Raw genomic sequence first — 20,181 nt, 5'->3', positions numbered from 1 at the left:
GATGACAATGCCTACCGCGCCGCCGGCGCCACCATCGCCAGGACCGCCGCCGACGTGTTCGCCAAGTCCGACATGATCGTCAAGGTCAAGGAGCCGCAGCCCAACGAATGGGCGCAGCTGCGCGACGGTCAGATCCTCTACACCTATCTGCATTTGGCCCCGGATCCGGAGCAGACCAAGGGCCTGCTCGCGTCCGGCGTCACCGCAATAGCCTATGAGACCGTAACCGACGACCGCGGCGGCCTGCCGCTCTTGGCGCCGATGTCGGAAGTTGCCGGCCGCCTGTCGATCCAGGCCGGCGCGACCGCGCTGCAGAAGGCCAATGGTGGCCGCGGCGTGCTGCTCGGCGGCGTGCCCGGCGTACTGCCCGGCAAGGTCACCGTGCTCGGCGGCGGCGTCGTCGGCCTGCATGCCGCCCGCATGGCGGTCGGCCTCGGCGCCGACGTCACCATCATCGACCGCTCAATCCCGCGCCTGCGCCAGCTGGACGACCTCTTTACAGGCCGCGTCCACACCCGCTACTCCACAGTCGAGGCGCTTGAGGAAGAATGCTTCTCGGCCGACATCGTCGTCGGCGCCGTGCTCATCCCGGGTGCTGCTGCACCCAAGCTGGTGACCCGCGAAATGCTGTCGGGCATGAAGAAAGGCTCGGTGCTGGTCGACGTCGCTATCGACCAGGGCGGCTGCTTCGAGACTTCGCACGCCACTACCCATGCCGAGCCGACCTATGAGGTCGACGGCGTGATCCATTACTGCGTCGCCAACATGCCGGGCGCCGTGCCGGTGACCTCGGCGCACGCGCTCAACAACGCGACGCTGCATTATGGCCTGCAGCTGGCCGACAAGGGCCTGAAGGCACTGGTCGACGACCACCATTTGCGCAACGGCCTCAATGTCCACAGGGGCAAGATCACCAATCGCGCCGTCGCCGAAGCACTCGGCTATGAGCTGGTCGAACCGAAAGTGGTTCTGGCTGCCTGACCAGACGCCTTAATCGACTCAAGCAGTTCTGCCTCCCTCACCCGCCGGTTGCGCCGGCGGGTTTTTTATTGGCCGCGTGCTCACAAATTGCGGGCTCTAAGGCAACATCACGGCGAAACGGCCCGGCTTGGCGGTGCTTTTGCCTGCCGATGTGGCATTTTTGTCATTCCAATATTGGCGAGCGTCCTGTTAGAACACGGACGGGTTTGTTCTTATGCTAAGGGGCTAAAATGTTCATCTCTGCTAAATCCGTTCTTCTCGGGGCCGTTTCGGCAATGGCTTTGATATCGGTAGCGCATGCCGCCGATGTTGTGCAGCCGGTGGAAGAACCTGCCGGTTTCAACTGGAGCGGCGCCTATGTCGGCATCGGCGGCGGCTTCGGCGCCACCGTGCATCGCATCAGCGTCGACCCGGTGATCGACTTCAACGGGATCGGCGGCAACGGCGTGTTTGGCGAAATCACCGCCGGCTACGACTATATGGTCTCCGAGCGCTTCCTGCTTGGCGGCTTCATCGACGCCAACATCGGGAATATCGGTCCGTCGATCAGCCTTCCGGGCGCTGATATCGACCTGACGAACGCTTATGGCTTCGACGTCGGCTTGCGCGCCGGCTATCTCTTGAACCCCGATACGCTCGGCTATGTGCTCGGCGGCTACACCTGGAACCATTTCAAGCTCGAGGGTTCGGGCTTTGCCGACGGTCTCGATTTCACGGAGAACCGTGGCGGCTATGTTCTCGGCGTCGGCATGGAAACCGTGCTGCGCGGCAACTGGACGCTGAAGACCGAATACCGCTACGCCAACTATGGCGACGACTCGGTGGCTGACCTCGGCATTATTGGCGGCCCGGGAACCTCTCTGGATGTCGAGCCATCCAGCCACACCTTCCACATCGCGGCCAATTACCGCTTCGGCGCCCAGAATGGCGGCGGGGCCTTGTTTGCTGCTCCGACCTACAACTGGACCGGTTTCTATGTCGGCGGCGCGCTTGGCGCCGGCACTGTAGTGCATGACCTGACGCTCGCCAGCGCCCTCGAATTGGATGGCATCGGCGGCGAAGGCGTGTTCGGCGAGGCGAGCATCGGTTACGACCATGATTTCGGCGGCTGGGTCGCCGGCGTTCTGGTCGACGCCCGCTATTCCGGCATACGCTCGAAGCTGGACATTCCGGGTGGGTCGATCAAGGGCGATGCCGACTATGGCTTCGATGCCCTGGCCCGCATCGGCGCCAAGGTCAACGAATCGACGCTGGCCTATGTCCTCGGCGGTTACAGCTGGCAGCATTTCGACCTGCATGCCTCCTCGCCCGTTGGCGACATCGTCGACTGGGGCTCGAGCGGCTTCTCGGTCGGTGGCGGCCTGGAAACGGCCGTTTCCAGCAACATGACGCTTGGTCTCGAATACCGCTATTCGCAGTATGAGAAAGAGGATTTCGGGTCGGACGGCTTCCTCACCGACGAGCCTTCCTTCCAGACCGTTCGCGTCGGCGCGAAGTATAAATTCAACTAAACGCCGCACACACACACGGCAAAGGCCCGTCGGTCAATTCCGGCGGGCTTTTTCTTTGCGCAAAATTCCTGGCGCCGGAATTGAACAGGCTGGCGGACAACAAAAAAGCGGAGCCAAAGCCCCGCTTCCTCGGTGGTCGAGATCCCCGCCGGTTCATCCGCGGTCGGCAAATCCATCGACACTCGTCTTTTAATGGACGAATGCGACGGGAGTGCGACAGCTCACCGGCAATCGGCGCGCCACCACGCCGGCGACGATCGCGGTGCTGTATGAAGTGCTTCACATCCGCCATTCGAAAAGCATGCGCAGACAGAGCTGCCAACTTGACGGCTCGTGCCGTCACACGGTTCCCAACTGCCCGCCAGACCACCGGCGGGCATCTTTTTGTCAGAAACGCTCGATGCGGCACTGATAACAATTGTTGCGCGCCGAGCGGACGTGGACATAGGCGATGTCAGCGCGCTCAAACAGCGTCTCTGCCCGCGCCGCAATGCCGCCAGCCGGAATGACGCCGCCGCTGCCATAGACGATGCGGTCATCCGCACCATAGCCGCGCACGATATAGTCGCTGCTGTCAAGCATCTCTGGAAGCGCTTCCGTCTCGGCTGCGCGTTCGCATTCCTGCGCATGCAGGAAGATCGGTCCTGTCTCGGCGTAAGGCTGCAACGCCGGAAACGGCCGATAGGCCATGATCAGATAGCCATCGCCTTCGGCGACGTTTCTTAGGCAATGCCGGCACGGCACCCCGTCGCCATCGGAAACCTTCCGCTCCGGCGTTTGCCCGTAGGCGTCCGGCCCGCCGCGCTGCAGCGCTCTCACATCTTCTGTCGGCAAGGCTTTGAACTGGACGGTCATGGCTAAATCTCCGGTGTGGTTGACCGGAAATTATGCCCCCGCCGAGGTGCTTCCCACCCGATTCCTGTCAACTGTCAGCAGCCCGGCCAGTCTCAGGCCGGACTGCTTCGGCATTGGGCAGGTCCCGCGCCGGCTCAGCGGATGAAATCGTCGAAGCGGCGCAGCGTCACCCGGTGCCTGCGCCAGTTCTCGTCATGGGTCCGCACGAGCAGGAATTCCTCGCCATGAACGGTCGGTTCGGCCTTCAGTCGGAGAAAGTCACGGCCGCATGACGCTGGCCGAGCGCTCGGCGAACGACAGCGGATGCACGGTCTCCTTCTTTTGCGCCACCGGTGCAAAACCGAGCTTCTGGTAGAGCGGCAAGGCAGCCGGATGGTCGAGCGTGCAAGTCTGCACCGTTACCCGTTTCGGTCCATACGACCATGCTGCGGCGATCGCCGCACCGAGGAACCAACGGCCGATGCCTTGCCCGGTCGCATGTTCCATCATGCCGAAATAAGCGAGTTCGACTTCCTCTGGCAAATGCGGCTTGAGGTCGAAGAACCCGGCCGGCGCGCCGTCGAGATAAAGCACCCTGATGTCGCGGTCCTCGCGGTGGATGCCGGCGGCAAGCTCGTCATCGTCCAGCCTCAGCACATTAACCCAATGCCATTTGCGCCCGACCCGATCCATCAGATAACGGTAGAAATGCAGCGGAATGTCCTTGGTCCTGAGCAGCGCAATCTGCCTGTTGTAGGGCAAGGGCGGCGAATAGGCCGGCGGCACATGCATTTCCAGAAACGTGACGGTGACCTCGATGTCGTCCAGCGCGCCGTTTTCCATCGCCATCATCCCTTGCCCGTCACCACGGGCGTGTCTGCCAGCCCGCCCCATTCCGTCCATGAGCCGTCATAGAGTCGGTTGTCGGTGTGACTGAGCGTCTCCAGCGCCAGAGTGACCACAGCCGCCGTGATGCCGGAACCGCAAGAGGTGACGACCGGTTTCGACAGATCGATACCGGCATCCTCAACGGCCTTGCGCAACTGGTCCTTCGACAACAGCGCGCCATCCTGTGACAGCGCCGAATAAGGCAAATTGTGCGCGCCGGGCATGTGGCCGGAGCGAACACCCGCGCGGGGCTCTGGCTCGGCGCCGGTGAAGCGGCCCGCGCCTCGGGCGTCCGCAATCTGGCTCTCGCCAGTCTCGACGATGCGGCGCATGTCGGCAAGGCTGGCGACGCGAGCGGCATCGAAATCGGCATGAAACACATTCGGCGCGATCTTGGTCGGCTCCGCCGTCACCGGCCGGCCCGCCGCCTTCCAGCGGTCGAAGCCGCCGTCGAGCACATAGACCTGGAACACGCCCATGACGCGGAACATCCACCAGGCGCGCGGCGCCGAGAAGAAACCCGGACCGTCATAGACGACAATGGTGTCGTCGGCCGAAATTCCCATGGCGCCTACATATTGCGCGAAATGCTGTGGCGAGGGCAGCGTGTGCGGCAGCTTGGCATCAGGATCGGAGGCCGCATCATGATCGAAGAATCGCGCGCCCGGAATATGCGCAGCCTCATACTCGGCGCGCGCATCGCGCTTCTGCGCCGGCAGATACCAGGATGCATCGACGATCGTCAGGCCGGGCTCGCCAAGACGGCTCTGCAACCAGTCCGCATCGACGGTGAAAGGGCTGTCATCGGCCATTGTTCTTCTCCTGCTCCGCCTTGGCGAGGCATTGCTTCCTGTTGACCATGATCGTCCCCGAAAACCGGCTTCCACTTTTCGGGATCATGGTTCGTTCAAGCTACCGGCGGCGGTCCGAAGCGAATGCGAAAACGCCGGTTTTCGCGGCCCTTCTTCTCGATCTTGCCGATATGGATTTCACCGACTTCGCCGGTGCTTTTGACATGGGTGCCGCCGCAGGGCTGGCTGTCGATCGAAGCGTTGTCGCCGATGCAGACCAGGCGGATCTTGCCGGTGCCGGCGGGCGGCCGGACATTCTTGGATTTCACCAGGCCAGGATTGGCTGCCAGTTCCTCGTCGGTGATCAGCCTGACGAAGATCGGATGATCGGCCCGCACCAGCTCCATCAGCCCGGCGGTGACGTCTTCCCTGGTGAAGCCGGCATCGGGAGCGTCGAAGTCGACGCGGCTGTCATCTTCGGAAACCGCAGCACCGGTAATCGGAAACGGACAGACGACGGTGAGCAAATGGCAAGCTGCGTGCATGCGCATCAGGAGATGCCGCCGCTCCCAGTCGATGGCGAGTTTCACCCGCTCGCCGACCTCGGGTGCCGGCTGCTCCGGCGCCGGTACATGGATGATCTCGTCCTTGGTCTCGCCGGTGATGGTGGCGGCAATGGCGATGCGGCTGCCGTCGGCGCGCTCTAATGTGCCGGTATCGCCAGGCTGGCCGCCCGATGTGGCATAGAAGATGGTCCGGTCGAGAATGATGCCGCCGCGTTCGTTGATGGCGACAACAGTGGCGTCAGCCGCTCTGACATAGGCGTCGTCGCGAAACAGCGCTTCTGTTCTGTGCGCCATCAGGCGACCTTCTCATACGGCACCGAAATTGTGCTGCGCTCATCCATCCAGCCCGGCACCGGCAGGTTCTTCTCGCGCAGGAATTCCGGGTTGAACAGCTTCGACTGGTAGCGCGTGCCATAGTCGGCAAGGATGGTCACGATGGTGTGGCCGGGCCCAAGCTCGCGCGCCAGCCGGATCGCGCCGGCAATGTTGATGCCGGTCGAACCGCCGACGCACAGGCCTTCTTCCTGGATCAGGTCGAAGACGATCGGCAGCGCTTCCTCGTCCGGCACCTGGAACGAGAAGTCCGGCGTGAACCCATCGAGATTTGCCGTGATGCGCCCCTGCCCTATCCCTTCGGTGATCGAGCTGCCGTCGGACTTCAATTCGCCACTGGTGTAGAAGGAATAGAGCGCCGCACCCAGCGGATCGGCGAGCGCGATCTTGACGTTGCTGCTCCTGGCCTTCAGCCCGAAGGCGACGCCGGCCAGCGTTCCGCCCGAACCCACCGCCGAGACGAAACCGTCGACCTTGCCGCCGGTCTGCGTCCAGATTTCTTCCGCCGTGGTGCGGATATGGCCGTCGCGATTGGCAACGTTGTCGAACTGGTTGGCCCAGATCGCGCCGTTCGGCTCCGACCTCGCCATCTGCTCGGCTAGCCGCCCCGACAGTTTCACGTAGTTGTTGGGGTTCTTGTAAGGCACCGCCGGCACTTCGATCAGCTCGGCGCCAAGCAGCTTGATCGTGTCCTTCTTTTCCTGGCTCTGGGTGTCGGGAATGACGATCACTGTGCGATAGCCCAGCGCCTTGGCAACCAGCGTCAGGCCAATGCCGGTATTGCCTGCCGTGCCTTCGACGATGACCCCGCCCGGCTTCAACAGCCCGCGCTGTTCGGCGTCGCGGATGATGAACAGGCCTGCGCGATCCTTGACCGACTGGCCGGGGTTCATGAACTCGGCCTTGCCCAGGATCTCGCAGCCGGTCTGCTCCGAGGCCTTGTTGAGGCGGATCAGGGGCGTGTTGCCGATCGCTTCGATCACAGAACGGGGCATCCGGGATTCCTTATGTAGCTGCGGCGAGACCCTAGAAACCCGAAGCGTGCGTTTCAAGGCAAGAATTCGCCTGGTCCAGTCGCATTTCGGGCACTGCAATCTCCCGCGGCCGGACAACGCGCGATGACGATCATTTCAACCAGTACGGAAAAGCGCTCTTTTCATTCGATTTTTTCACCGCTAGAGCACTAATGACAGATCGGCAGGGCGCAGAATGACACTTTACCGGGCCAACCCGAAGCACGGCGTCGCCTGGATAACCGGCGGCAGCAGCGGCATCGGCCGTGCGCTGGCAAAGGACCTCGCGGCAAAGGGCTTTGTCGTCGCGGTCACCGCACTCGACGGCGACCCACTCGACGCGCTCATCGTCGAGACTGCGCAGATGCCGGGACGTGTCGTCGCCTACCCTTGCGACGTCACCGATGAGCCGCGCATGGCAAGCACGGTGGCGGCGATCGAAAAGGAGCTCGGCCCGATCGTGCTCGCCGTCTTCAACGCCGGCAACTACATCGCCACACCCGGCGAAGACCTCAGGGTCCGCGACTTTCGCCAGACCTTCGAGGTCAACTATTTCGGTATCATCAATGGCCTCGTCCCGCTCATGGAGCGCATGCGCATCCGTGCGCGCGGCCATATCGTGCTTGTCGGGTCGGTCACCGCCTATTTCGGCTGGCCGACCACGGCGGCCTATGGCGGCTCGAAGGCGGCGATCAACATCTTGGCCGAGTCGCTGAAATACGATTTCGACAAGATGAATGTACGCATTCAGGTGATGAATCCGGGCTTCATCGACACGCCGCTGACCGAAAAGAACATGCTGCCGATGCCGGGACTGATGCCGGTCAACCGCGCCTCGCGCCGCATGCTGCGCGGCATCGAGCATGGCGGCTTCGAGGTCACCTTCCCTCACCGGCTGAGCTGGGGGCTGAAGCTGCTGGCACTGCTGCCAAGGCCAGTCTGCCGGTGGTTCATCAGCACGGCGACCCGCTGGACAGGGCGGCCGCTGAATTTCGACCGCAAGCCGCCGAACCAATAGCTGTCCATAGCCCGGCTGTTGCCTGACTGCACCGGCCGCCATAGCTTTAGAATTGTCGTGGAGTCTGAGATGGGGCGGCGGATCGTGCTTGCGGTGCTGGGCGTCGTCATGATCCTTGTCCTGGCCTTCCTGCTTGGTCCGCGCGTTCCCGTCGACACCACGATCCATTTCGATGACAAAGTGATCGGCGACGACCCGCAAGCGTATGTCGCGCGCGAAGAGGCTGCCGTCCCCAATATCCGCGACGGGCTCGAGAAAGAAATCATCTGGGCCGATCCGATGGTTCACGCCAGGACGCCATTGGCGATCGTCTATATCCATGGCTTTTCGGCATCGAAGGGCGAGGTTCGCCCGCTGGCCGACGAGATCGCCGACCAACTCGACGCCAACCTTTTCTACACCCGCCTCACCGGTCATGGGCAGGACGGCGCTGCTATGGCGCAAGGCAGCGTCAATGCCTGGATCAACGACTATGAGGAGGCGCTCGCCATCGGCCGAGGTATCGGCGACAAGGTGATCGTCATCGGCACCTCGACCGGTGGATCGCTGGCGGCATGGGCGGCGACCGAGCCTGGCGCATCGGACGGCGTCGCTGCAATCGCATTCATCTCGCCGAATTTCGGCATCAGGGCTTCAGGCGCCGAGCTGCTGACCATGCCCTGGGGCAGGCAGATCGCCGAGTTCGTCGGCGGCAAGGAGCGCAGCTTTCCGACCCGCAACGCGCTGCACGAGAAACTCTGGACGCACACATATCCAATGGCGGCCGTGCTACCGATGGCGGCGCTGACCAACCTTGCCTACGCAGCGCCTGTGGAGAAGGCAACCATACCGGCGCTGTTCATCTTCTCGGATTCCGACAAGGTGGTGCGCCAGGATCGCACCCGCGAAATCGCCGGCCGCTGGGGCGCACCGCATGAACTGGTGCCCGTTGACGACAATGGCGATCCCGACGACCACGTCATTGCCGGCGACGCGCTGTCGCCCTCGACCACGGCATTCCTGGCGCAGCGGATCGTCGTGTGGGTGAAGGCAATTACCGGGCAGCCCTAAACGAAAAGGACGGCCGAAGCATTGCCCCGGCCGTCCTCATATTCAATCGTCAGCAATCAAGCCAGGCTCGACGAGCCTGACCGGTTCGTCTGATCAGGCAGCCCGCGCCGCGGGCCGCTTGCCGCCGAAGCGGCGCTTGTTGTTGCCCTTGAAGGCCTTGGCGCCTTCCGCCTTGCGCTCGCTTGCACCCGCAAAGGCCGGCTTGTCACCAAAACGCTTCTTGGCGAAGCCGTTGTTCTGGCCACCGGGCCGCCTGCCGTCGCGACGGCCATTGCGGTCGTTGCGATCGTTGGCGGGCTCGAAGCGCTCGTTCTTTTCGGCCGGATTGCGCACCGGATCCGGGCTGCCGAGATGGTCGGCAACGATCGGCAGCTTGCTGCGGATGATGCGCTCGACCTGACGCAGCTTGCTGTTTTCGGAAGGATCGCAAAGCGTGATGGCGATGCCGTCCATGCCGTTACGGCCGGTACGTCCGATGCGGTGGACATAGCTTTCGGCCTCATCCGGCAGGTCGAAATTCACCACATGGCTGATGCCGGGAACGTCGATGCCGCGCGCCGCGATGTCGGTAGCCACGAGAATGCGCACCGAGCCCTCGCGGAAATCGTTGAGCGCCTTCTGGCGGGCGTTCTGCGACTTGTTGCCGTGGATGACGGCGGCCTTGAAGCCGTCGCGCTCGAGGTCCTTGGTCACCCGGTCGGCGCCATGCTTGGTGCGCGAGAAGATGATGACGGACTTCATTGCCTCGTCGGCGAGCATCGTCGACAGCACCTGGCGCTTCTGCTTGGTGCGGGCAAAGACGACGCCCTGCACGATCTCGGCGGCCGCGGTGCTCTGCGGCGCGACTTCGACGCGGATCGGGTTCTTCAACAGGCCCTTCGCCAGCTCGGCGATTTCGTTGGGCATGGTGGCCGAGAACAGCACCGTCTGACGGTCGGGCGCGGTCGCCTTGGCGATCCGCTTGACGTCGTTGATGAAGCCCATGTCGAGCATGCGGTCACCCTCGTCCAGCACCAGCCATTTGGTGTCGGAGAGAATGAGGTCGCCCTCGCGCACCAGGTCGGTCAGGCGGCCGGGCGTGGCGATCAGGATGTCGACGCCGGGCGCAACCTTCTTCACCTGGCTGAAGCGCGAGACGCCGCCAAGCACGAGAGCGGTCGAGACATGCGCGCCCTTGGCGAGGATCTTGATGGTGTCCTCGATCTGGACGGCGAGTTCGCGCGTCGGCGCCAGGATCAGCGCACGAGTGGTCTTGGCTCGGCGCTTGGTGCCGAGCGCGATGATCTTCGACAGGATCGGCAGCGCGAAGGCAGCGGTCTTACCGGAGCCGGTCTGGGCGATGCCGAAGATATCACGGCCTTCCATCTGCGGCGGGATCGCCTGCGTCTGGATCGGCTTCGGCTCGGTGAAGCCGGCGCCATGCGTCGCCTTGAGCAGCGCGCCCGTGATCCCAAGAGCTGCGAAACCGGTGAGGTCCGCAGTGTTGCCGGTCGAGATCGCGTTACCGGCTGAGGTGTTTTCGTTGGTCAAAATAGTCTTCTTTCACGCGGTCTTGGCCGCAAACATCGATGGCGGCAGGGCGCAACCTGCCGTCGAAAAAATTGATATGAACGACAAGGCGGGCGGACGGTAACGTCCACTCGGCTGCGCTGTCGTGCCCGCAGGCGTCATGCCACGGGGCTCTTTCGCCACTTCGTGATGTATCGGAAAGAGGGGCCGATATACCGGAAAGAGGGAAAACAGACGCAACCAGTCTCATTTGTCGAGAAGGCCGGAATCTCCCGGCCCAAGCGCCTATGGGCTGCATATGGCTGAGTTCGCCCCGGAATGCAAGGGGCGACATGTTGCAGCGCAGCAAAATCGACTGCGAAAGCGGCGCTTGCGCACGCCTGCAGCCATCATTACCACAAAGGCAGCTGCCATTTCTGGGGACCGAGCGATGAAGGACGTGCTGAAGGAACTTGAGCGCCGCCGCGAGATCGCCCGCATGGGCGGCGGCCAGGCCCGCATCGACGCCCAGCACAAGAAGGGCAAGCTCACCGCGCGCGAACGCATCGAGGTCTTTCTCGACGAAGGCTCGTTCGAGGAGTTCGACATGTATGTCGAGCATCGCTCGACCGACTTCGGCATGGAGAAGACCAAGATCGCCGGCGATGGTGTCGTCACCGGCTGGGGCACCGTCAATGGCCGTCCGGTCTATCTCTTCGCCAAGGATTTTACCGTCTTCGGCGGCTCGCTGTCGGAGGCTCACGCCGAAAAGGTCATCAAGGTGCAGGAGATGGCGCTACGCAACCGCGCGCCGATCATCGGCATCTACGACGCCGGCGGCGCCCGCATCCAGGAAGGCGTGGCAGCGCTAGGCGGCTATGCCGAGATTTTTCAGCGCAACGTGCTCGCATCCGGCGTCATTCCTCAGATTTCCGTGATCATGGGCCCGTGCGCCGGCGGCGACGTCTATTCGCCTGCGATGACCGACTTCATCTTCATGGTGCGCGACACCTCTTACATGTTCGTCACCGGGCCGGATGTGGTGAAGACGGTCACCAACGAGACGGTGACGGCCGAGAGCCTTGGCGGCGCGTCCGTCCACACGACCAAATCGTCGATTGCCGACGGCGCCTACGACAATGACGTCGAGGCGCTGTTGCAGATGCGCCGGCTGGTAGACCTTTTGCCCGCGTCAAATACGTCGGAGCTTCCTGAGATCGAGTGCTACCAGTCGGTCACCGACCATGATCTGTCGCTCGACCGGCTGATCCCAGACAACGCCAACAAGCCTTACGACATCAAGGAGCTGATCCTCAAAGTTGCCGATGAAGGCGATTTCTTCGAGATCCAGCAGAACTTTGCCAAGAACATCGTCACCGGTTTCGGCCGCGTCGAGGGCCGCACCGTCGGCTTCGTCGCCAACCAGCCGATGGTGCTGGCCGGCGTGCTCGATTCCGACGCAAGCCGCAAGGCGGCGCGCTTCGTGCGCTTCTGCGACTGTTTTTCCATTCCCATCGTCACCTTCGTCGACGTCCCCGGCTTCCTGCCCGGCACCGCGCAGGAATATGGCGGCCTGATCAAGCATGGCGCGAAACTCCTGTTTGCCTACGCCGAGGCGACCGTGCCGAAAATCACCGTCATCACCCGCAAAGCCTATGGCGGCGCCTATGACGTGATGGCCTCAAAGCACCTGCGTGGCGACATGAACTATGCCTGGCCGACGGCGCAGATCGCGGTGATGGGGGCGAGAGGCGCGGTCGAGATCATCTACCGTAAGGATATCGGCGACGCCGAAAAGATCGCAGCCCACACAAAGGCTTACGAAGACCGCTTCCTGTCGCCCTTCGTCGCCGCCGAACGCGGCTATGTCGACGAGGTGATCATGCCGCATTCGACCCGCCGCCGCATCGCGCGGGCGCTGCGCATGCTGCGCAACAAGGACATGCAGAACCCTTGGAAGAAGCACGACAACATCCCGTTGTAACATCCAATGTCGCGACTGATCATCAGCGCCGGTCGGCGGTTTGGCAGGTTCACGGTCCTGTTTTTCGTTGTTCCCGCCCTCGTCATCTTCTGCGTCTGGATGTCCCTGCTCGACAACCATCCAATCTGGTTTATCGCCAGCGGCTTCGTCGCCATGCCGATCGCCACCACGGCCTTGGCATTTCTGTTCGGCACATTGTTTGCGGGCTTCCGACGCAGCAAGATCAAAGGCGTCAGTGAAGCAGAAGCGCCCGGCCTGTGGGCGCTGTGGCGGAGCGTCGCCGGACCGCGCCGTGCTGCGCGCACGGTTGTCATACTAGAGGGCAACCTGAACGCCAGCGTGCGCGAAGAGCGCACGCTTCTCGGCCTTCTCGGCAATCGGCTGTTTCTAACCATTGGCATCCCTCTCCTCGCAGTGACCGATGAAAGAGCGCTTGCCGCGATCCTTGCCCATGAGGACGCGCATGTGCGCAACAAGGATACCAATGGCAGCCTCAATCTCACTGAGTTCGAAAACGGTTTCGGATTTGTCTTCGAGTATGCCCCGCCCGGAACCACGATCACAGGCAGCCTGCTCCACGCCGCTATCGGCTGGCTGTCGCAATCGTTCGAGCGGGAAGAAATCCGGCTTTCGCGCGAAGCGGAGATCAAGGCAGATCGATACGCGGCATCCTCCGGCGACGCCGAGCACGCCGCACGCGCGCTGTTGCTTCTTGCCACGGCAGACGTGCATTTCGCGGAGACGGTCTATGACCCTTTGCAGCATGAATTGCGAGGTGCTTTGCGTCCGCCGCGACCGCCGCTCGAGCGCATGCTGGAAGCTGCCGGCCAGCTGCGAGAACCCATTTGCCTCAATGTTTGCGCCCGCAAGGCGTGGGCAAGCCCGGATGACGCAAAGTCCACCCATCCATCATGGGCTCAACGGCTGGCGGCGCTTGGCTACACGGAGCCGCCCGACCTGGACCCGATCGCCGTGACCGCGCTCTCGACGCTGCTGAACTCGAGCGTAGCACAGCGCCATATTTCGGAATTCGACACCAAATGGACTGCGCGGATGGAAGACTATCTGCAGCGCTGAACTGGTGGTCGCCCAACTCCCAGGCTCACTCCTCTTCCGCCGCCCCGAACCCCGCATCCCTGGGGGCGCTGGTCGCGCTCGCCCAAGGCGTTGCGTGATTGTCGATACGCATCTGGAAGATGAAATAGGTCGGCGAGCAGTAGCCGATGCCTTTCACCTTGGCGGCGCCCGGCGTGTCCGGCGGCAGCGACTGGCACATATAATCCTCGCGGCAGAAATGATCGGCCGAACATGCGGGACGGTTGCCGCGGTTGACCGCGCCGCCGAGGCACTGGTCGAAATTGTTGGTGGCGACGCAGGTGTCGAATTTCTTGCCGCCGACCATGCCGCAAATTTCCGATGGCATCGGCTTGCCCGTCTTGAAGGCGGCGAAGCTGCGGTCCTTGTCGTCGCAGCCGCGATAAGCGATGCCTGCCGGTACGCCGATTTTCGGTGGCCGGCAGGTGTAGGCGGTCCGCGAAAAGGTCGGCGCAAAAGCAGCGAACTGGCCGGTGATCTTGTAGCGGTCGTTGAACGGCTGAGACGGGTTGCTGGCGATCGACCCGGTCAGGCAGGGATGGCCCGAAAACATCTTTGGACTGTCCTTGGGCAACAGACATTGCGCCAGCGTGGTGCGCACGCCTGAGGCCGTCGCCAGCGGCGTGCAGACGGTGCCGCCACCGCATTGCCAGGTCGCGCCGAAGCGTTTTGCATCATCCGGCATCAGGCACGGCATCGCCATCTCGGCCGGGGCGTAGTCGACATCGCCGGCATCGGTCCATGTCGCCGGCGGCGCAAAGGACAGCGGCCGGTAGCGGTTCGGCTCCTTGCCTTCTTCGGTCGCGCGCAGCCAGGCCTCACGTCGCGCAATCTCGGCATGGAGATGCGGCGAGATGCCGACCTCGATCCGGTTGAGAGGCGACGTCGTTTTGTCGTCGAGGCCGATGAAGTGAAAGCCGGCCGTCGAGCCCGCCTGGTGGCAGCCCTGGCAGGCGCCATTGTCCAGCCGCTCGACCAGCGCCTCCGGTGTCCGCACCAGTTTTAGCGCCGCATAGTCCAGGCCGGCGAAATCCGCTGGCTGGAACAGCGGCGTGAACGGATGGTTGGCCTGTCTCGCGCTGCCGAAGGTCGACCACGAAATGATTTCCTTCGCCAGGAATTCGTCGGGGATTTCGTAGACGCCGAGATCGACCGCCGCGACATTGGCGATGACGTGGTCGGCGAGCCTTTTCTTGAGTGCGGCATCATCCGAGAGTCGCGCAACGTCAGGCGTATTTTCCAGCGGCTTCTCGCTGATGGCAGCGCCATCGATGCCGAAGATCCGCATCAGATAGGCCGCCTGCCCGCCAAACTCGGTCTCCTGTCCCGAGGGAAAACGCACCACCTGCGCATTGAGCTCAAGCTGTTTGAAGTTCAGTTCCTCCGGTGCCAGCGGCCCGCCGGCCAGCCAGCCGGCATCGACGTTTTCGTCGATCTGCGGTGTCCAGCGCCCGGCAACGCCGACGCAGCCGCCATCGGCGTCCGGCGCCGCGCTGTAGACGGCGTTGAAATTGAATGGCAGCCGCGAAGCGAGAAGTTTGCCGTTCTTGCGGAAACTGTAGGCCAGGCGATAGATGAAGCGCACCTCGCCACAGCTTTTGTCGCCAGCCAAAACATTGAAGTCACGCCGGTCGAGCCGGTTGACGACGCCGACCAGGCGGAAGCGCGCGGCCTCGGTCTTCAGCCAGCGCATATCCATGATGCGGCCGACATTGCCGTCGGTCACCTCGTAGAGCGTGCGCCCGCCGGCCTTTATCTCGGCCCGCAGCGTGGCAATATCGGCCGCCACCATGTCGACAACGGCACGATAGGCCGGCGCCTCACTGTAGAGCGTCTTCAGATCGTCCGGGCCGTCGACGGCGAAAATGCGGGCGAAGCCAAAACCCTTGGCATCGAGGGCGGCGAGCACCGCCGGATCGTCGACGATGGTCACGGGCTCTTGAGCACGCACGCCATGTGACGCGAACAGCGCGATGATGGCCGCAACGACGAACGCGAAATGCTTCATCTGATCGCCACCTTCTGCCGTGCATCGACCAGTTCACGCAGCACCGGCACCAGGGCCAGCGGCAGATCCTCCGCGATCAGCCCCGGACCGAAGCGGCTGCCGGCCTCGGCATGGATCCAGACAGCGGCGCAAGCTGCTTCGAAGGGCAACATGCCTTGCGCCAGCAGCGCGGCAATTATGCCGGCAAGCACGTCCCCTGACCCGGCGGTGGCCAGCCATGGCGCGCCATTGGCGTTGATCGCGGCGCGGCCGTCGGAAGCCGCGATGACGGTGTCGGCGCCCTTGTAGATGACAGTGGCGTTGGCGCGCGCCGCAGCCGCGCGAGCCTTGGCGAGCTTGGACAGACTTTTGTCGTCGGCGATGTCGGGAAACAGTCGGCCGAACTCGCCCTCATGCGGCGTCATGACCAATGCTGGCGCACCCGGCCTGCCGGCCGCCTCGAACAGCGTTGAGACCGCGTTGAGGAAAGACGTGATGCCGTCGGCATCGAGCACCAACCCTTCAACACCACCCTCTTGCCGTGTTCTGTCGAGCACGGCGAGGGCGAAATGGCGCGCCTTGTCACCAACACCAAAGCCCGGGCCGAGGACAAAGCTCGACGATCGGCGATCGCCGAGAAAGTCTTGCACGTCCTCGATAGCGTCGGCCTTGCGCAGCATGATCGCGGTCAGATGCGTGGCGTTCACCTGCATGGCATCGGCAGGAGACAGCACGGTCACTGCCCCTGCCCCGCTTCTTGCAGCGGCAAGTGCGGCCAACCGCGCCGCCCCCGTCGCCGACGATCCGCCGGAGAAGACGCCGACATGGCCGCGTTTGTATTTGTGTGCATCGACCGCCGGCACCGGCAACGCGTCGAGCCAGAACGTCGGCTTGTTTTCGAATGCGTGCGGCGCGACCTGGGCGATGATATCGTCGCCAATGCCGATATTGGCGACGACGATCTCGCCGCATCGGTCCCGGCCGGGCAACAGCAGATGCCCCGGTTTCTTGCGCGCGAAGGTGACGGTGATGTCGGCACGGAATGCCGTGCCGAGAATGTCGCCGCTGTCACCCGAGACGCCCGAAGGCAAATCGACGGCGACAACAGACAGGCGGGCAGCACTGTCGACCGCGCGTGCGGCATCGCCCGAAAGGTCCTTGGATAGGCCCGCGCCATAGAGAGCATCGACAATCAACGAGCCTGGCTCGGCGGCAAAAGCCGCTAGCGGCTTGCGCTCCAGCAGGCATTGGGCCGCGGCGATCGCGGCATCGCTGCCTGCCCTCGGTTCGCCTGACGCCCACAGCGCGACATCGACACCCGTCTCCGCCAACAGCCGCGCCACGACAAAGCCGTCGCCGCCATTATTGCCGGGGCCGCACAGCACATGCACCCTAGTGGCTGAAGGATAGCGCGCCAACACCACCGCCGCGACCGCTTCGCCGGCGCGCTTCATCAGGCCATAGCCGTCCAGTGGACCGGCCGCGATTGCCAACCGGTCGGCATCCGCCATCTCGGTCGGCGACAGCAGTTCCAATTTGGCGCCGGCTGGCAAACCCATCGCTGGTACGTCCTTCGGTTCATCCGCCTTGCGTGGCAGCGTCGGGAGCTCGGCCGGACACGAGGCCCGGATCGACCTTTGAGGCATAGATCGCCGATTCCATGACGATGGTGAGACCGAGCTTCGGGTGGAGCAAATCCTTGGCCTGACCGAGAATCAATGCCGCCACATTGGCGGTGATGGCCGGCCAATTGGTCACATCGGCCTCGCCATAGACAATTGTAGCATTCGGCAGACGGCCGGTCAGACACGTCACCGCCATTGGCCATGCAAATCCAAGCAATTTCCTGACCGGGAAATGCGGATGATGATTTTTGCCGACCGACGGCAGCCCCTCCAGTGGGCCGCCCAGCGTCTGCGAGACATGGGCGAACATGGCCTCCAGCGAAGGCATACCATTCGGCGGCAGGCCGTTGTTGATCGCCGTTCCGGCAGCGAGGTTCCAGAGCCGCTCCGGAGCCTTCTTGTCGTCGCGGGCAAAGAGCATCTCGTTCAGCGGCTCGCCGAACAGGAAACGCGACCCGTCCTTGGTCGTCACGATGTCTAGCTCGGGTGTGCGGCCGCTGAGCAGAGCGCACTGCGCGGCAAAGCCGCCAATCGCTCCCGCAGCCGAAACGATGGTCTCGGCATGGATGCGTCCATTCACCGCCAAAAGCTGCGGAAGATTGTCGCGCAAATGTCCGAATGCAAAGTTGCAGGCGGCGCTGTCAGGTTTGTCGCGCCATGGAAAATCCACGGCCCGCGGTGGTCCGCCACCAGTCGAACCGCTACCGGAGCCGGCAGAGCCACGTGAAGACTGCCCGCGCCCAAATACACCCTTCATTCGTCCACCTTTCACTGCGTCGTTGACGCGGATATGCCCACACCGGGAATGATGGGTCAAATCTGCCAGGCCGCCCAACTGCACGGATCCGCGCGTGCCCGCGAAATGCGCGATCTGCCTAATTATCGTGCAGACGCCCGAAGCGGCAATGTGTAGGCTTCGGGCAGCTTTGCCGCAGCCGAAGCAGAGGATGACGCGAATGTGCATCCCGGCGCGGCGCGGCATTGGAATTGCGCGAAACCGCTTCGCGTGGGCTGAAATTGGCACAGTTCGTGCTTGATGGAGGCGCAAGCGGGGCGCACAACCCGTTTTTTTGGCAGTGGAGGCCACTTTTTACATGAAAAAGATCGAAGCGATCATCAAGCCGTTCAAGCTAGACGAAGTGAAGGAAGCGCTTCAGGAGGCCGGTCTGCAAGGCATTACCGTGACCGAGGCTAAGGGCTTTGGCCGCCAGAAAGGCCATACCGAACTCTATCGCGGCGCCGAATATGTCGTCGACTTCCTGCCCAAGGTGAAGATCGAAGTCGTGCTGGGCGACGACGCCGTCGAAGGCGCCATCGAAGCCATCCGCAAGGCGGCGCAGACCGGCCGCATCGGCGACGGCAAGATCTTCGTCTCCAACATCGAGGAGGTCGTTCGCATCCGTACCGGCGAAACGGGGATGGACGCCGTCTGAGCTTTCTGATTTCAGATTAACGTCTCCTCGAAACGTCATCACACAGGGAAGAAACGACATGACGACAGCCAAAGACATCATGAAGCAGATCAAGGACAACGACGTGAAATTCGTCGACCTGCGCTTCACCGATCCGAAGGGCAAGCTGCAGCACGTGACGATGGATGTCATCGAGGTCGAGGAAGACATGTTCGCCGACGGCGTCATGTTCGACGGCTCCTCGATCGCCGGCTGGAAGGCGATCAACGAGTCCGACATGGTGCTGATGCCCGATGCGGACACCGTCCACATGGATCCGTTCTTCGCCCAGTCGACCATGGTCATCCTGTGCGACATTCTCGATCCGGTCTCCGGCGAATCCTACAACCGCGACCCGCGCGGCACCGCCAAGAAGGCCGAGGCCTACATGAAGGCCGAAGGCATCGGCGACACCATCTATGTCGGCCCCGAAGCCGAGTTCTTCGTCTTCGACGACGTCAAGTACAAGGCCGATCCCTACAACACCGGGTTCAAGCTGGACTCGACCGAACTGCCGTCCAACGACGACACCGACTACGAGACCGGCAATCTCGGCCACCGCCCGCGCGTCAAGGGCGGCTACTTCCCTGTGCCGCCGATCGACAGCGCGCAGGACATGCGCTCCGAAATGCTGACCGTGCTCGCCGAAATGGGCGTGCGCGTCGAAAAGCACCATCACGAGGTTGCCGCTGCCCAGCACGAGCTCGGCATCAAGTTCGACACGCTGGTCCGCAACGCCGACAAGATGCTGATCTACAAATATGTCGTGCACCAGGTCGCCAACGCCTATGGCAAGACGGCCACCTTCATGCCGAAGCCGATCTTCGGCGACAACGGCTCGGGCATGCATGTCCACCAGTCGATCTGGAAGAACGGCAAGCCGACCTTCGCCGGCAATGAATATGCCGGCCTGTCGGAGTCGTGCCTGTTCTACATCGGCGGCATCATCAAGCACGCCAAGGCGATCAACGCCTTCACCAACCCGCTGACCAACTCCTACAAGCGCCTTGTACCTGGCTATGAAGCCCCGGTGCTGCTCGCCTACTCCGCGCGCAACCGTTCGGCCTCGTGCCGCATTCCGTTCGGCTCGTCCCCGAAAGCCAAGCGCGTCGAGGTCCGCTTCCCCGATCCAGGCGCGAACCCCTACCTCGCTTTCGCCGCCATGCTCATGGCCGGCCTCGACGGCATCAAGAACAAGATCCACCCGGGACAGCCGATGGACAAGGATCTCTACGACCTGCCGCCGAAGGAACTGAAGAAGATCCCGACCGTCTGCGGTTCGCTGCGCGAAGCGCTGCAAAGCTTGGACAAGGACCGCGGCTTCCTGAAAGCCGGCGGCGTCTTCGACGACGACCAGATCGACTCTTACATCGAGCTCAAGATGGCCGAAGTGATGCGCTTCGAAATGACCCCGCATCCGGTCGAATACGACATGTACTATTCGGTCTGAACGATAAGCCTCAGCGACAAGGAAAAACCCCGGCGTCAGTTCAGACGCCGGGGTTTTTGTTTGACCAATAGCAGACCGTAGACGTGGTGGCAGCAGGCTACGGCGCAGGCTTACGA

General features: G+C 63.0%; 17 protein-coding genes. 8 read left to right on the top strand and 9 right to left on the bottom strand.

Annotation, left to right across the window (positions count from 1 at the left end):
- Window positions 1–981 (top strand): alanine dehydrogenase (gene ald / locus NKI61_RS28050; RefSeq protein ID WP_352841869.1); only part of this gene is annotated, 981 nt, incomplete at its 5' end.
- A gap of 275 nt (window positions 982–1,256) precedes the next feature.
- Window positions 1,257–2,492 carry an outer membrane protein gene (locus tag NKI61_RS28045; protein WP_352511961.1) on the top strand — a complete coding sequence of 412 codons (1,236 nt, stop codon included), beginning with the start codon at window positions 1,257–1,259 and terminating at the stop codon, window positions 2,490–2,492.
- 387 nt (window positions 2,493–2,879) lie between these two features.
- On the opposite strand, the gene NKI61_RS28040 is transcribed toward NKI61_RS28045, so the two are convergent.
- The 5 genes from NKI61_RS28040 to NKI61_RS28015 all read right to left on the bottom strand — a co-directional run bounded on the left by NKI61_RS28040 (window position 2,880) and on the right by NKI61_RS28015 (window position 6,899).
- Window positions 2,880–3,347, bottom strand: a complete 468-nt coding sequence (locus tag NKI61_RS28040) for a DUF1203 domain-containing protein (RefSeq protein ID WP_352511959.1) — start codon at window positions 3,345–3,347, stop codon at window positions 2,880–2,882.
- A 258-nt stretch (window positions 3,348–3,605) separates the two neighbouring features.
- Window positions 3,606–4,169 carry a GNAT family N-acetyltransferase gene (locus NKI61_RS28030; RefSeq protein WP_023682574.1) on the bottom strand — a complete coding sequence of 188 codons (564 nt, stop codon included), beginning with the start codon at window positions 4,167–4,169 and terminating at the stop codon, window positions 3,606–3,608.
- Window positions 4,170–4,174: 5 nt separating this feature from the next.
- Complete coding sequence (gene sseA / locus NKI61_RS28025; RefSeq protein WP_023710546.1) at window positions 4,175–5,026, bottom strand: 3-mercaptopyruvate sulfurtransferase; 852 nt, start codon at window positions 5,024–5,026, stop codon at window positions 4,175–4,177.
- A gap of 95 nt (window positions 5,027–5,121) precedes the next feature.
- Window positions 5,122–5,865 (bottom strand): alanyl-tRNA editing protein, encoded by a 744-nt coding sequence (locus tag NKI61_RS28020; protein WP_352511957.1) that lies wholly within the window; start codon window positions 5,863–5,865, stop codon window positions 5,122–5,124.
- Window positions 5,865–6,899: a cysteine synthase A gene (locus tag NKI61_RS28015; RefSeq protein WP_023738892.1), complete on the bottom strand. Its 1,035-nt coding sequence runs from the start codon at window positions 6,897–6,899 to the stop codon at window positions 5,865–5,867. The genes NKI61_RS28020 and NKI61_RS28015 overlap by 1 nt, the downstream gene beginning before the upstream one ends.
- Before the next feature lie 214 nt (window positions 6,900–7,113).
- On the opposite strand from NKI61_RS28015, the gene NKI61_RS28010 reads away from it, so the two are divergent.
- Both NKI61_RS28010 and NKI61_RS28005 read left to right on the top strand, forming a co-directional pair.
- Complete coding sequence (locus tag NKI61_RS28010; protein ID WP_023726794.1) at window positions 7,114–7,935, top strand: SDR family oxidoreductase; 822 nt, start codon at window positions 7,114–7,116, stop codon at window positions 7,933–7,935.
- A gap of 69 nt (window positions 7,936–8,004) precedes the next feature.
- On the top strand, window positions 8,005–8,985 hold the full coding sequence (locus tag NKI61_RS28005) for an alpha/beta hydrolase (RefSeq protein ID WP_352841867.1): 981 nt from the start codon (window positions 8,005–8,007) through the stop codon (window positions 8,983–8,985).
- A gap of 93 nt (window positions 8,986–9,078) precedes the next feature.
- Here NKI61_RS28005 and NKI61_RS28000 read toward each other — a convergent pair whose 3' ends face one another.
- On the bottom strand, window positions 9,079–10,515 hold the full coding sequence (locus NKI61_RS28000) for a DEAD/DEAH box helicase (protein ID WP_502899934.1): 1,437 nt from the start codon (window positions 10,513–10,515) through the stop codon (window positions 9,079–9,081).
- A gap of 409 nt (window positions 10,516–10,924) precedes the next feature.
- On the opposite strand from NKI61_RS28000, the gene NKI61_RS27995 reads away from it, so the two are divergent.
- Together NKI61_RS27995 and NKI61_RS27990 are read left to right on the top strand one after the other, a co-directional pair.
- A complete protein-coding gene (locus tag NKI61_RS27995; RefSeq protein WP_023734050.1) occupies window positions 10,925–12,457 on the top strand; it encodes an acyl-CoA carboxylase subunit beta in 1,533 nt (510 codons plus the stop codon).
- A gap of 153 nt (window positions 12,458–12,610) precedes the next feature.
- Window positions 12,611–13,534 carry a M48 family metallopeptidase gene (locus NKI61_RS27990; protein WP_352841866.1) on the top strand — a complete coding sequence of 308 codons (924 nt, stop codon included), beginning with the start codon at window positions 12,611–12,613 and terminating at the stop codon, window positions 13,532–13,534.
- 25 nt (window positions 13,535–13,559) lie between these two features.
- Here the strand turns inward: NKI61_RS27990 and NKI61_RS27985 are convergent, their stop codons facing one another.
- From NKI61_RS27985 to NKI61_RS27975, 3 genes are read right to left on the bottom strand one after another with little or no spacing between them, the layout of a single operon-like run.
- Complete coding sequence (locus NKI61_RS27985) at window positions 13,560–15,560, bottom strand: hypothetical protein (RefSeq protein WP_023736680.1); 2,001 nt, start codon at window positions 15,558–15,560, stop codon at window positions 13,560–13,562.
- The gene (locus tag NKI61_RS27980; RefSeq protein WP_031249352.1) at window positions 15,557–17,098 is read right to left on the bottom strand and encodes a bifunctional ADP-dependent NAD(P)H-hydrate dehydratase/NAD(P)H-hydrate epimerase; all 1,542 of its coding nucleotides are present in this window, start codon (window positions 17,096–17,098) and stop codon (window positions 15,557–15,559) included. The genes NKI61_RS27985 and NKI61_RS27980 overlap by 4 nt, the downstream gene beginning before the upstream one ends.
- Before the next feature lie 19 nt (window positions 17,099–17,117).
- Window positions 17,118–17,774: a hypothetical protein gene (locus tag NKI61_RS27975; protein WP_352841864.1), complete on the bottom strand. Its 657-nt coding sequence runs from the start codon at window positions 17,772–17,774 to the stop codon at window positions 17,118–17,120.
- A gap of 484 nt (window positions 17,775–18,258) precedes the next feature.
- Between NKI61_RS27975 and NKI61_RS27970 the strand changes: the two genes are divergently transcribed.
- Window positions 18,259–18,597 (top strand): P-II family nitrogen regulator, encoded by a 339-nt coding sequence (locus NKI61_RS27970; RefSeq protein WP_006205430.1) that lies wholly within the window; start codon window positions 18,259–18,261, stop codon window positions 18,595–18,597.
- A 58-nt stretch (window positions 18,598–18,655) separates the two neighbouring features.
- Window positions 18,656–20,065, top strand: coding sequence for a type I glutamate--ammonia ligase (gene glnA, locus NKI61_RS27965; protein ID WP_023672775.1), 1,410 nt, complete (start codon window positions 18,656–18,658; stop codon window positions 20,063–20,065).
- The last annotated feature ends 116 nt before the right edge of the window (window positions 20,066–20,181 follow it).

The organism is Mesorhizobium sp. M0514, assembly GCF_040321145.1.
Lineage (GTDB): Bacteria > Pseudomonadota > Alphaproteobacteria > Rhizobiales > Rhizobiaceae > Mesorhizobium.
Note: the sequence above shows the minus strand (reverse complement) of the source record. Positions and strands in the feature narration are given on the sequence as shown.

Excerpts from the sequence above, each read along its gene's own strand:
- NKI61_RS28040 (WP_352511959.1), bottom strand. The coding sequence starts at position 3,347 with ATGACCGTCCAGTTCAAAGCCTTGCCGACAGAAGATGTGAGAGCGCTG.
- NKI61_RS27970 (WP_006205430.1), top strand. The coding sequence starts at position 18,259 with ATGAAAAAGATCGAAGCGATCATCAAGCCGTTCAAGCTAGACGAAGTG.
- NKI61_RS27980 (WP_031249352.1), bottom strand. The coding sequence starts at position 17,098 with ATGGGTTTGCCAGCCGGCGCCAAATTGGAACTGCTGTCGCCGACCGAG.
- NKI61_RS28010 (WP_023726794.1), top strand. The coding sequence starts at position 7,114 with ATGACACTTTACCGGGCCAACCCGAAGCACGGCGTCGCCTGGATAACC.
- NKI61_RS27985 (WP_023736680.1), bottom strand. The coding sequence starts at position 15,560 with ATGAAGCATTTCGCGTTCGTCGTTGCGGCCATCATCGCGCTGTTCGCG.
- NKI61_RS27990 (WP_352841866.1), top strand. The coding sequence starts at position 12,611 with ATGCCGATCGCCACCACGGCCTTGGCATTTCTGTTCGGCACATTGTTT.
- sseA (WP_023710546.1), bottom strand. The coding sequence starts at position 5,026 with ATGGCCGATGACAGCCCTTTCACCGTCGATGCGGACTGGTTGCAGAGC.
- NKI61_RS28015 (WP_023738892.1), bottom strand. The coding sequence starts at position 6,899 with ATGCCCCGTTCTGTGATCGAAGCGATCGGCAACACGCCCCTGATCCGC.
- NKI61_RS28045 (WP_352511961.1), top strand. The coding sequence starts at position 1,257 with ATGGCTTTGATATCGGTAGCGCATGCCGCCGATGTTGTGCAGCCGGTG.
- glnA (WP_023672775.1), top strand. The coding sequence starts at position 18,656 with ATGACGACAGCCAAAGACATCATGAAGCAGATCAAGGACAACGACGTG.
- NKI61_RS28020 (WP_352511957.1), bottom strand. The coding sequence starts at position 5,865 with ATGGCGCACAGAACAGAAGCGCTGTTTCGCGACGACGCCTATGTCAGA.
- NKI61_RS28005 (WP_352841867.1), top strand. The coding sequence starts at position 8,005 with ATGGGGCGGCGGATCGTGCTTGCGGTGCTGGGCGTCGTCATGATCCTT.
- NKI61_RS27995 (WP_023734050.1), top strand. The coding sequence starts at position 10,925 with ATGAAGGACGTGCTGAAGGAACTTGAGCGCCGCCGCGAGATCGCCCGC.
- NKI61_RS28030 (WP_023682574.1), bottom strand. The coding sequence starts at position 4,169 with ATGGAAAACGGCGCGCTGGACGACATCGAGGTCACCGTCACGTTTCTG.